This is a genomic window from Rathayibacter sp. AY1F6 (genome assembly GCF_002932035.1).
Classification (GTDB): Bacteria; Actinomycetota; Actinomycetes; order Actinomycetales; family Microbacteriaceae; genus Rathayibacter.
In genome coordinates this window covers 109,520-120,825 of the sequence record NZ_PSVD01000009.1, presented here as the reverse complement: position 1 = coordinate 120,825, position 11,306 = coordinate 109,520, and the positions used below count along the sequence as shown (strand labels likewise).

The following is an 11,306-nucleotide window of genomic DNA, read 5'->3' as shown; positions in this document are numbered from 1 at the left end:
GACCCTCGACCTCGAGGCCGAGGTGATCGCCTCCGACCTGGCCTCCGTCGACGCGCCCGCCGCCTGATCGGCACCGTCCTCGAGCAGCTCGCCGCCCGCTGACCCCCCAAGACCCGAGCAGCCGTCCGCGCGGGAAGCCGGCTCCCGGCACGCCGCTCCGCGGCCACTCGACCAGAAGGGGCGGACGACGGACGCCCTCCCACCGCACGGTAGACACATCGCGCCCTGGAAATGGGAGTCTTGATACGCCGCTCTGCGGCTACTCGACCAGCAGGAGGAGGGAGCGCCCTCTCACCGCAAGGTGGAGGGCGCGTCCGAGAATCGCGTGGCAGCGATTCGAGGCAGCCCGACGGAATACGCTCTGCGGAACGCACCCCGTCGGGAGGCCGACCGCGCTGAGCCGCGCAGGGAGCGGCTCAGAGTCGAGCTCAGCCCAGCGCTCGCTCGATCTTCTCCGTGATCTCGTTCTGGTCGAGGTAGTTGTCGATGACGACGACCTCGGCGAAGGTGCGGCCGATGCGGTCGACGAGCTCGCCGGAGGTGAGGATGACCTGCGCGTCGGCGGCGAGCGCGTCGACGGAGGCCAGGTCGGAGGCGATCACCTCGGCCTCGAGGTCGAGGGTCTCGAGGGCGCGCTCGGCGCCGAGCTTGAGGATGGCGGAGGTGCCGATTCCGGCGCCGCAGAGGGTGACGATCTTCATGCGCTTCTTCCGTGGTGCGGGTGGTGCGGGGTGCTGTCGGTGAGGACGGCGTTGATGCTGCGGAGGGTGCGGGCGGCGGCGAGGGCGCCGACCGCGTCCGGACGGCTGAGCACGTCGGCGAGCCCGGAGACGAAACCGACGTGCCCGTGCGCCTGGGTGGCGGCGATCCCGATGACGACCGAGACCGGATCGTTGGTGCTGTGCCCGAACTCGACGGGCTCGGCCAGCGTGACGACGGAGAGGCCGTCCGCGAGGACGTCGTTGCCGGGCCGGGCGTGCGCGAGGGCGAGCCCGGGCGCGATGACGATGTACGGCCCGAGCACGTCGACCTGCTCGACCATGCGCCGGGAGTAGGCGGCGTCGACCGCACCGGTCCGCTCGAGAGCACGGCCCGCCTCGAGGACGGCCTCCCGCCAGGATCCGGCGGAGTGGCGGAGGGCCACCGCCTCCTCGGGGAGCGCGTCGAGCGGCACCGTCAGGCCGCCTCGAAGCCGGCGCTGATCGTCTCGACGAGCTCGCGGCGCTCGTCGAGCGGCAGGAAGGCGGCGTGAGCCGCGTTCAGCTGGAAGGCCTCGAAGTCGTCGAGGTCGTACCCGAACGCGTCGGACAGGAGGGCGAGCTCGCGGCTGAGGGTCGTCGCGCTCATCAGGCGGTTGTCGGTGTTCACCGTGACGCGGAAGCCCAGCTGGTAGAGCAGGTCGAAGGGGTGGTCGGCGAGCTCGGCACCCCACGCCGCGACGGCGCCGGTCTGCAGGTTGGAGGAGGGGCTGAGCTCGAGGGCGATCTCGCGGTCCTTCACCCACTCCGAGAGCTCGCCGAGGGTCACGTAGCTCGCGTCGTCGTCCTGGCGCTCGATGCGGATGTCCTCCGCGATCCGGACGCCGTGACCCAGGCGCAGCGCGCGGCCGTCGAGCAGGGCGGAGCGGATGCTGTCGAGGCCGTCCGCCTCCCCCGCGTGCACCGTGGTCGGGAAGTGCGCCGCCGCGAGCAGCTCGAAGGCGGGACGGTGCCTCGAGGCGGGGAAGCCCGCCTCGGCTCCGGCGATGTCGAAGCCGATCGCACCGCGCTCGCGGTGGCGAAGCGCCAGCTCGGCGACCTCGAGCGAGCGGTCGGCGTGCCGCATCGCGGTGATCAGCTGGCCGACGCGGATGCGGTGTCCCTGCGCCGCCGCCTCCTGCACGCCCTGCTGCAGCCCCTCCTGGACCGCCTCGACAGCCGCGTCGAGCGAGAGCCCGGCGCGCTGGTGCTGCTCCGGCGCCCAGCGCACCTCGCCGTGCACGACTCCGTCGGCGGCGAGGTCGAGCACGAACTCGCGGGCCACGCGCTCGAGCGCCGGCGCGGTCTGCATCACGGCGACCGTCGTCTCGAAGGTGGCGATGTAGTCGGTGAGGGAGCCGGAGTCGGCCGTGCCACGGAACCACTCGGCGAGCGCGTCCGGCTCCTCGGCCGGGAGAGGCACGCCCGTCTCGCGGGCGATCTCGAGGACCGTCCCGGGCCGCAGGCCTCCGTCGAGGTGGTCGTGCAGCGACACCTTGGGGAGCTCGTCGATGAGGACGCCCTCGCCCGGGAGGAGGTACTCCTCGGTCTGATCGGTCACGGTGCTCCTCGCAGGTCGGCGGTGGTTCGCCGACCACCCTAGAGGGTCGGCGGGAGCGGCTCGCCGGGCGGCGCCTCCTCCGTGCCGGGCGGCGCGGGGCTAGGAGACGCGCTCCGCCACGAGGGGGCCGCCGTCGAGCACCTCGTCGCCGTCGTCGCCGATCCGGTAGGCACCGGCGAGCGCCTCCAGCGCCCGGGCGAAGCGCTCCGGCTCGTCGGCCGACAGCGTGAGCAGGGGCCGGCCCGCGCGGACGCGGTCGCCCGGCTTCGCGTGCAGGTCGATCCCCGCCGCGTGCTGCACCGCGTCGGACTGGCGGGCGCGTCCGGCGCCCAGGCGCCAGGCGGCGATGCCGAACGGCAGCGCCTGCTGCTCCACCAGGACGCCGTCGCGCTCGGCGACCACGACGTGGGTCTCGCGGGCCTCGGGGAGCGCCGCATCCGGATCCCCTCCCTGAGCGCGGATGACCGCGCGCCAGGTGTCCATCGCCGCGCCGCCGTCGAGGGCGCGCTCGACGTCCGCGTCCGGCTGCCCGGCGAGGGCCAGCATCTCGCGGGCCAGGGCCAGCGTCAGCTCCCGGACGTCCGAGGGGCCGCCGCCGGCGAGCACCTCGACCGACTCCCGCACCTCGTTCGCGTTGCCGATGGCCAGACCGAGCGGCACGTTCATGTTGGTCAGCAGCGCGGTGGTCCGCACCCCCGCGTCGTTGCCGAGGTCGACCATCGCCCGCGCCAGCTCCCGCGAGCGCTCGATGTCGACCATGAACGCCCCGGAGCCGAACTTCACGTCGAGCACCAGGGCGTCGGTCCCCTCGGCGATCTTCTTCGACATGATCGAGGACGCGATCAGCGGGATCGCCTCGACGGTCCCGGTGATGTCCCGGAGCGCGTAGAGCTTCTTGTCGGCGGGGGCGAGGCCCGAGCCTGCGGCGCAGATCACGCCGCCGACCGTCCGCAGCTGCTCCAGCATCTCCTCGTTGCCGAGGTCGGCCCGCCAGCCCGGGATCGACTCCAGCTTGTCGAGCGTTCCGCCCGTGTGGCCGAGCCCGCGTCCCGAGAGCTGGGGCACCGCCACGCCGAAGGAGGCGACCAGCGGCATCAGCGGCAGCGTGATCTTGTCGCCGACCCCGCCCGTGGAGTGCTTGTCGACCGTGCGCTTGCCGAGTCCGTCGAACCGCATGCGCTCGCCGCTGGCGATCATCGCCAGGGTGAGGTCGCGGATCTCGTCGCGCTCCATCCCGTTCAGCAGGACCGCCATCGCGAAGGCCGCCATCTGCTCGTCGGCGACGTAGCCGCGCGTGTAGGCGTCGATCAGCCAGTCGATCTGCGCGGTCGAGAGCGTGCCGCGGTCGCGCTTGGTGCGGATGATGTCGACGGCGTCGAAGTCCTCGACGGGGGTGGCGCGGGTCATGCGGAGTCCTCGGTTCGGGAGTGGGAGCGGTGACGGCGGCGCTAGGAGGCGGCGTAGGCCTCGAGCGTGCGCGGGCCGAAGGCGTCGGGGATGACCTCGTCGATCGTCTTCACGCCCGACACGGTCTGGAGGAGCATGCCCTCGGCCGAGTGCTCGAAGAGCAGCTGGCGGCAGCGCCCGCAGGGCATCAGGACGCCGCCCTTCCCGTCGACGCAGGTGAAGGCGACGAGCCGGCCGCCGCCCGTCATGTGCAGCGAGGACACCAGCGCGCACTCGGCGCAGAGCGTAAGCCCGTAGGAGGCGTTCTCGACGTTGCAGCCCGAGATCGTCCGGCCGTCGTCCACGAGCGCGGCGACCCCGACGGGGAACTTCGAGTACGGGACGTAGGCGTGGCTCATGGCCTCCAGGGCGGCCTCGCGCAGCGCCTCCCAGTCGATGTCGGTCACGACGGCTCCTCTCAGGACTTCAGGTACGGCTTGCCGGCGGCGGCCGGTCCGCGGGACTGGCCGACGAGACCGGCCACCGCGAAGATCGTCACGACGTACGGCAGCATCAGCATGAACTCGCTGGGCACGGGCGAGCCGATGACGCCGAGCACGTTCTGCAGGTTGGTCGCGAAGCCGAACAGCAGCGACGCGAGCGTCGCCTTGATCGGGTCCCAGCGGCCGAAGATGACGGCGGCCAGGGCGATGAAGCCCGCACCCGCGGTCATCTCCTTGCCGAACGCGCCGACCGCGTCGAGCGTGTAGTACGCGCCGCCGACTCCGGCGATCGCCCCGGCGAGGGAGACGTTCCAGAAGCGCGTGCGGGCGACATCGATGCCCACGGTGTCCGCGGCCTGCGGGTGCTCGCCCACTGCGCGCAGGCGGAGGCCCCACTTGGTCTTGAACAGGCCCCGCCACACCGCGAAAATCGCGAAGTACATCAGGTAGACGATCACCGTCTGGTTGAACAGGACGGCGCCCACGATCGGCACCTGGCTGAGCACCGGGATCGGGAGGCGGTCGAACTTCACCGGCGAGTTGAACGTCGACGCGTCGGCGGAGAGGACCTGGGAGTAGAGGAAGCTCGTCAGGCCGGTCACCAGCACGTTCAGCACGACTCCGACGATCACCTGGTCGACCAGGTACTTGATCGCGAAGGCGGCCAGCACGAACGACACCAGGACGCTCGCGACCATCGCCGCGAGCAGGCCGAGCACCGGCTGGCGGGTGAGGGAGCCGACCATCGCCGCGGTGAAGGCGCCGGCGAGCAGCTGCCCCTCGATCGCGACGTTGACGACTCCGACCCGCTCCGAGATGACGCCGCCGAGCGAGCCGAAGATCAGCGGAGTGGCGAGCCCGACGGTCCCGAGCAGCAGCCCCGAGACGGGCAGCGCGGCACCGGCCGACGCCCAGACGAGGAACCCGATCAGGAAGACCAGGGCGAAGACCGCCGAGAGCCAGAGCGGGATCCGGCGGCCGGAGCGGGTGAGCGCGGCCGACGCGACGGCCAGGGCGACCAGGAGGATCGCGACGACCACGCCCGTCCCCCGCGTCGGGAACGGGATGTCCGGCAGCGCGAAGAAGTCGGTCCCCGCGGCGAGGCGGAACGAGCTCGTCCCGTCACGGCCGAGGGCCACGAAGAGGACGGCGGCGAGCAGCGCGAAGACGCCGAACGCGATCGGCGCCTTCCAGCTGCGGATCACGACGCGGTCGGGGGCGGTGGCGACGGCGGTGCTCATGCGGACACCTCCGAGGTGCGGCGGGTGCGGCGCTTCGGGGCGGCCCCGGGCGTCGGGAGGCGGAAGATCGCGCGCACCAGCGGCGGCGCGGCGATGAAGAGGACGATCAGCGACTGGACGACGAGGACCACGTCGATCGGCACGCCCTCGGCGGCCTGCATCGAGTAACCGCCCGCCTTGAAGGCGCCGAAGAGGATGCCGGCGAAGAACACGCCCCAGGGTCGGGAGCGGCCCAGCAGCGCGACCGTGATCGCGTCGAAGCCGATGCCCGCGTCGATCCCGGAGGTGAAGCCGGTCGTGACCGTCCCCATCACCTGGGCGCTGCCGGCGAGGCCGAGCAGGCCGCCGGAGAGCAGCATCGCGTACACGTAGCTGTTCTTCACGTCGATGCCCGCGACCCGCGCCGCGTGCGGGTTCTCCCCCACCGCGCGGAACTTGAAGCCGATCGTCGAGCGGTTCAGGAGCCACCAGACGAACACGGTCGCGAGGACCGCGAAGACGAAGCCGAGCGTGAGCGAGTAGCCGGGGCCGAGGAGCGCCGGGAAGACGGCGGTCTCCTTCATCCCGGGCGACTTCGGGTTGTTCGAGCCGGGCGCCTGCAGCGCGCCGGGCGTCCGCAGGAGGTAGGAGATCAGGTAGAACGCGACGTAGTTGAGCATGATCGTGAGGATCACCTCGTGCGCGCCGGTGCGGGCCTTGAGCAGTCCCACGAGTCCGCCCCAGAGCGCGCCGCCCAGGATGCCGGCGGCGAGCGCGACGATCAGGTGCACGCCCCACGGGAGGTCGAAGGAGAAGCCGACCCAGCCCGCGCAGGCGGCGGCGATCAGCATCTGGCCGCGGCCGCCGATGTTGAACAGGCCGACGCGGAAGGCCAGCGCCACTCCGAGGCCGCCGGCGATCAGCGGGGTCGCGAAGGCCAGGGTGTCCGTCAGTGGCTTGATGCCGTTGGCGAAGCCCTCGCGGCGGAAGTTGTAGACCGAGCCCTGGAAGAGCGAGGAGTAGGCACCGGAGACGGACTGCCAGATCGCCTGCAGGGTGTCGAGCGGCCGGGCGAAGAAGTAGCCCGACGCCGCCTGGACGTCCTTGTCGGTCGCAGCGATCAGCACGCCGCCCGCGATGAGGGAGAGCAGCACGGCGAGCACCGACATCAGCGCGGTGCCGGAGAGGATCTCGCGCAGGACACGCGAGGCACCGCTCTCGAGCGGGCCGGGGCGCACCTCCTGATCCGGCTTCTGGCCGGGCTCGAGCCCGGACGCCTTCTCGGTCTCCGCGTCGGGATCGACCGCGGGCAGTTGCGCGTCGCTCACGCCGCCGCTCCCTTCTCGGCGGGCGCCTGCCCGGCCATCATGAGCCCCAGGACCTCGCGGGGCGTGTCGGCGGGGACGATGCCGATGATCCCGCCCTTGTACATGACCGCGATGCGGTCGGCGAGCGCCGCGACCTCGTCGAGCTCGGTCGACACCACGATCACGGGGACCCCGGTGTCGCGCGTCTCGACGATGCGCTTGTGGACGAACTCGATGGAGCCGACGTCGATGCCGCGGGTGGGCTGCGCCGCGATGAACAGCCGCAGCTCCCGGCTGAGCTCGCGCGCGAGCACCACCTTCTGCTGGTTGCCTCCGGAGAGGCGGCCGACGTGGGTGCCGATCCCCTGGGCGCGCACGTCGAACTCGCGCACCCGCTCCTCGGCGAAGCGCTCGAGCTCCTTGAGCCGCAGGCCCAGTCCCTTCACGAACGGACCGCGGTCGCTGCGGTCGAGCATGAGGTTCTCGGCGATCGTGAACTCGGCGACCAGACCGTCCTCGGTGCGGTCCTCGGGGACGAAGCCGACCCCCGACTCGAGGACGCGGCGCACGGACAGCCCGTCGAGGCGGCGCCCGTCCAGGGTCACCGAGCCCTCGACCCGCTCCTGCAGGCCCATGATCGCCTCGGTGAGCTCGGTCTGGCCGTTGCCCTGCACGCCCGCGATCGCGAGGATCTCGCCGCGGCGGACCTCGAAGGAGACGTCGTCGACGACGGCCTGGCCGTTGGCGTCGCGCACGGTGAGGTTCGAGACGACGAGGGCCTCCTCGCCCGGCACCGCCTGCTCCTTCTGCACCGTCAGCTCGACGGCGCGTCCCACCATCAGCGAGGCGAGCTCGGCGTTGCTCGCGGTCGGCGACGCCTCCCCCACGACTCTGCCGAGGCGGATGACCGTGATGCGGTCTCCGACCTCGCGCACCTCGCGGAGCTTGTGCGTGATGAAGACGATGGCGGTCCCGGCCGCACGCAGCTGGCGCATGATCGCGATGAGCTCGTCGGTCTCCTGCGGAGTCAGCACCGCGGTCGGCTCGTCGAACACGAGCACCCGGGCGTCGCGGGAGAGGGCCTTGATGATCTCGACCCGCTGCTGCACGCCGACGGGGAGGTCCTCGACCAGGGCGTCGGGATCCACGTCGAAGCCGAAGCGGTCCGAGATCTCGCGCACCCGGGCGCGCGCGGCGGCGAGGTCCAGGCGCCCGCCGGCTTTCGTCTCCTCGTGGCCCAGCATGACGTTCTCGGCGACGGTGAACACGGGGACGAGCATGAAGTGCTGGTGGACCATCCCGATGCCCGCCTTCATGGCGTCACCCGGACCGGAGAAGTGCTGGACCGCGTCGTCCAGCAGGATCTCCCCCTCCTCGGCCTGGTACAGGCCGTAGAGCACGTTCATGAGCGTCGACTTGCCCGCGCCGTTCTCGCCGAGGAGGCAGTGGATCTCACCGGGTTCGACGGTGAGATCGATGTGGTCGTTGGCCACGAGCGCGCCGAAGCGCTTCGTGATGCCACGCAGTTCGAGCTTCATGGGACCAATCTAACTTTCGGTTCGCGCCACGATGCGCCGTCGGCCGGGATCGATGGCCGCAGCGGAGCCGATCCGCCCGCCGGACCGACGAAGAGGCCGGCGGGCCCGAGGTGTGCTCGGGCCCGCCGGCCTCTTCGAGGAAGCGGCTAGGACGCCGCGGGAGCGGACGGGGAGGTGACGGTGATGGAGCCGTCGATGATGCCCGCCTTGATGGTGTCGAGCTCGCCCTGCAGGTCGCCCGAGACCTTCGACTCGAAGTCGTGGAACGGCGCGATGCCGACTCCGTCGTTCTCGAGGGTGCCCACGAAGGGAGTGGGGTCGAAGTCGTCGGCTCCGGCGGAGCTGGTGACGTCGGTCGTGCCGGCCTCGATGCCCTTGAGGATCGAGGTCAGGTACAGGTCGGCGCCGTCGGGGTAGGTCTCGTACAGGTCCGCGTCCACGCCGACCATCGCGATGTCCTTGCCGGAGTCGCGGATCGCCTCGATCGCCGACTGGAAGATCGGACCGCCGACGGGGAGGATGACGTCCGCGTTCTGGTCGATCAGCGACTGCGCGGCCGACTTGGCCTCGACGCCCGCCGCGAAGCCGCCGGTGAAGGAGCCGGTCTGCGCGTCGACGTCCCAGCCGACGACCTTGACGTCCTTCCCCTTCTGCTCGTTGTAGTACTTCACGCCGTCGGCGTAGCCGTCCATGAAGATCGTGACGGTCGGGAACTGCTGGCCGCCGTAGGTGCCGACGACGCCGGTCTTGGAGTACGACGCGGCCGTGTAGCCGGCGAGGAACGCCGCCTGCGAGGTGTCGAAGGTGATCGGCTTGACGTTCGGCAGGTCGATCGACGCGTCGTCGATGATCGCGAAGTCGATGTCCGTGTTCGCCTCGGCCGCGGCCGACGTGGCCTCGGCCAGCGCGAAGCCGACGGTGATGATCAGGTTGCAGCCCTGGTCGACGAGGCTGGTCAGGTTCGGGGCGTAGTCCGTCTCGGACTCCGAGGTGACGGTCTTCGGCGTGACACCGAGGTCCTCCGAGGCCTTCACGAGGCCGTTGTAGCCGAGCTCGTTGAACGACTTGTCGTCGAACCCGCCCGCGTCGGAGACCATGCAGGGCAGGAAGTCGCCACCGGCGGCGGCGCTGGAGCCGCTCTCCTCGGGGGCGGAGGCGCAACCGGCGAGAAGCGCGGTGACGCCGAGGGCGGCGAGACCGCCGAACGCGGCCTTACGCGAGGTGATAGTCAAGATGTCGTCCTCCAGGAATGCGGCCCCGCGCGACGAGCGCAGCAGGGCGTCGATCCCCACACGTTACCCAATGTGACAAGCCGCTCAGCCGCCCGAACGGTGGTGGTCAGGAAGAGTTACACAGTGTTGATCTTCGCGACATGGGGAGCGTGTCGCGGGTGCGGGCGGCTGGGCTCGATTCCGAGCCGCGGAGCGGCTCGGCGCGGTCGGCTGGGCTCGATTCCGAGCCGCGGAGCGGCTCGGCGCGGTCGGCTGGGCTCGATTCCGAGCCGCGGAGCGGCTCGGCGCGGTCGGCTTCGCGACGGGTGCGTTCCGCAGAGCGGGTCGCGTCGGGCTGGCCTGAATCGCTGGCACGCGATTCCGGCTCGCGGCCCTCTCCCCTGCTGCCGGACGTCGAAGGCGTTCGGAGGAGCTCCGCGGTGCGCGCGGTCGGGCTCGGACGGGTGCTTCCACGGTGGTCGAGTTGCCGCGCAAGCGGAGACCCGCCCGCCAGCACCGAGCGGGACGGCCGAGGCCCTCATCGAGGGTGGTCGAGTGGCCGCGCGAACGGCGGATCGGGACCGCCGCACGCGCATGAGGCGAGGGGCGGAACGGCGAAGCGCGGCGCCTCCGAGGGGAGGGCCGCGCTTCGACGGGTGGGACGGAGTGCTAGAGGACGTCGGTGCGGCCGGAGAGGCGCAGGGCGTCGACGACGCCCTTGACCTTCTGGGCGTTCTCGGTCGTGGTCACCAGGAGTGCGTCGGGGGTGTCCACGACGACGATGTCCTTCACTCCAATGAGGGCGATGGTGCGGTTGCCGCCGCTGACGACGATGCCCGTCGCGGAGTCGGCCAGAACACGCGCGTCCTCGCCGAGGATGGCGAGGTCCGAGCGGAGTCCGCTCGAGTGCAGCTTCGCGATCGAGGCGAAGTCGCCCACGTCGTCCCAGGAGAAGTGGCCGGGCACGACGGCCAGCTTGCCCGCGGCCGCGGCCGGCTCGGCGACGGAGTAGTCGATCGCGATCTTCTCCAGGCCCGGCCAGATGCGGTCGACGACCGCGCCGCGCTCCGGGGTGTCCCACGCGGCGGCGAGCTCGAGCAGTCCGGCGAGCAGCTTCGGCTTGGCGCGGCCGAGCTCCTCGAGGAGGCGGTCGGCGCGGGCGATGAACATGCCCGCGTTCCAGAGGTACTGACCGCTGGAGAGGTAGGCGCGCGCGGTGTCGGCGTCGGGCTTCTCGACGAAGGAGTCGACGGCGAGCGTGTGCGTCGCCCCGTCGATCCCGAGGTGCTTCCCCGTGCGGATGTAGCCGAAGCCCACGGCAGGCTCGGTCGGCGTGATGCCGATGGTCGCGATGTAGCCCGCGTCCGCCGCGACGACGGCCTCGGCGACCGCGTCGTGGAACAGCTGCTGACCGCTGATGACGTGGTCGGCGGCGAACGAGCCGATGATCACGCCGGGCTGGCGGCGCTCGAGGATGGCGGCGGCCAGGCCGATCGCGGCGGACGAGTCGCGCGGCTCGCTCTCGAGGACGACGTTGAGGTCCTCGAGGCTCTCGAGCTGCTCCTCGACGGCGGCGCGGTGCGCGCGGCCGGTCACGACCATGATCCGGTCGGCGCCCGAGATGGGCGCGAGGCGGTCCCAGGTGTCGCGGAGGAGGGTCTGTCCCGACCCCGTCAGATCGTGCAGGAACTTCGGGGCGTCGGCCCGGGAGAGCGGCCACAGCCTCGAGCCGATCCCGCCGGCGGGGATCACGCTGTAGAAGCGGTCGAGCGGGGCGCGGCCATCGGTCTCAGGTGATGTCATGTCCGCAGGATACAAGGGAGCCCGAGCGCGACCGTCCGTT

10 protein-coding genes are annotated in these 11,306 nt (G+C 71.6%); all 10 read right to left on the bottom strand.

All coding sequences use genetic code 11. The annotated features are described in order from the left end of the window. Window positions 1-428 precede the first annotated feature (428 nt). Window positions 429-701 carry a PTS sugar transporter subunit IIB gene (locus C5C44_RS09940; RefSeq protein WP_104226416.1) on the bottom strand — a complete coding sequence of 91 codons (273 nt, stop codon included), beginning with the start codon at window positions 699-701 and terminating at the stop codon, window positions 429-431. Next, complete coding sequence (locus C5C44_RS09935; RefSeq protein WP_104335776.1) at window positions 698-1,174, bottom strand: PTS sugar transporter subunit IIA; 477 nt, start codon at window positions 1,172-1,174, stop codon at window positions 698-700. Before C5C44_RS09935 ends, C5C44_RS09940 begins: the two co-directional genes overlap by 4 nt. 2 nt (window positions 1,175-1,176) lie before the next feature. Then, window positions 1,177-2,298: an adenosine deaminase gene (locus C5C44_RS09930; protein WP_104335775.1), complete on the bottom strand. Its 1,122-nt coding sequence runs from the start codon at window positions 2,296-2,298 to the stop codon at window positions 1,177-1,179. 99 nt (window positions 2,299-2,397) lie between these two features. Beyond that, entirely contained in the window at window positions 2,398-3,705 is a 1,308-nt protein-coding gene (locus C5C44_RS09925; protein WP_104335774.1) for a thymidine phosphorylase, read from the bottom strand. 41 nt (window positions 3,706-3,746) lie between these two features. Next, window positions 3,747-4,151 (bottom strand): cytidine deaminase, encoded by a 405-nt coding sequence (locus C5C44_RS09920; RefSeq protein WP_104223180.1) that lies wholly within the window; start codon window positions 4,149-4,151, stop codon window positions 3,747-3,749. 11 nt (window positions 4,152-4,162) lie between these two features. Then, window positions 4,163-5,428, bottom strand: a complete 1,266-nt coding sequence (locus tag C5C44_RS09915; protein WP_104335773.1) for an ABC transporter permease — start codon at window positions 5,426-5,428, stop codon at window positions 4,163-4,165. Beyond that, window positions 5,425-6,735 carry an ABC transporter permease gene (locus C5C44_RS09910; RefSeq protein ID WP_219812597.1) on the bottom strand — a complete coding sequence of 437 codons (1,311 nt, stop codon included), beginning with the start codon at window positions 6,733-6,735 and terminating at the stop codon, window positions 5,425-5,427. Before C5C44_RS09910 ends, C5C44_RS09915 begins: the two co-directional genes overlap by 4 nt. After that, the gene (locus tag C5C44_RS09905; RefSeq protein ID WP_104335772.1) at window positions 6,732-8,252 is read right to left on the bottom strand and encodes an ABC transporter ATP-binding protein; all 1,521 of its coding nucleotides are present in this window, start codon (window positions 8,250-8,252) and stop codon (window positions 6,732-6,734) included. Before C5C44_RS09905 ends, C5C44_RS09910 begins: the two co-directional genes overlap by 4 nt. 146 nt (window positions 8,253-8,398) lie before the next feature. Further along, window positions 8,399-9,484, bottom strand: a complete 1,086-nt coding sequence (locus C5C44_RS09900) for a BMP family protein (RefSeq protein WP_104232890.1) — start codon at window positions 9,482-9,484, stop codon at window positions 8,399-8,401. Window positions 9,485-10,132: 648 nt separating this feature from the next. Further along, window positions 10,133-11,266, bottom strand: a complete 1,134-nt coding sequence (locus C5C44_RS09895; protein ID WP_104223184.1) for a mannose-1-phosphate guanylyltransferase — start codon at window positions 11,264-11,266, stop codon at window positions 10,133-10,135. Between the last annotated feature and the right edge of the window lie 40 nt (window positions 11,267-11,306).

Bases quoted from the DNA above. Each gene is read 5' to 3' on its own strand.
- C5C44_RS09925 (WP_104335774.1), bottom strand. From the start codon at position 3,705: ATGACCCGCGCCACCCCCGTCGAGGACTTCGACGCCGTCGACATCATC.
- C5C44_RS09940 (WP_104226416.1), bottom strand. From the start codon at position 701: ATGAAGATCGTCACCCTCTGCGGCGCCGGAATCGGCACCTCCGCCATC.
- C5C44_RS09895 (WP_104223184.1), bottom strand. From the start codon at position 11,266: ATGACATCACCTGAGACCGATGGCCGCGCCCCGCTCGACCGCTTCTAC.
- C5C44_RS09915 (WP_104335773.1), bottom strand. From the start codon at position 5,428: ATGAGCACCGCCGTCGCCACCGCCCCCGACCGCGTCGTGATCCGCAGC.
- C5C44_RS09905 (WP_104335772.1), bottom strand. From the start codon at position 8,252: ATGAAGCTCGAACTGCGTGGCATCACGAAGCGCTTCGGCGCGCTCGTG.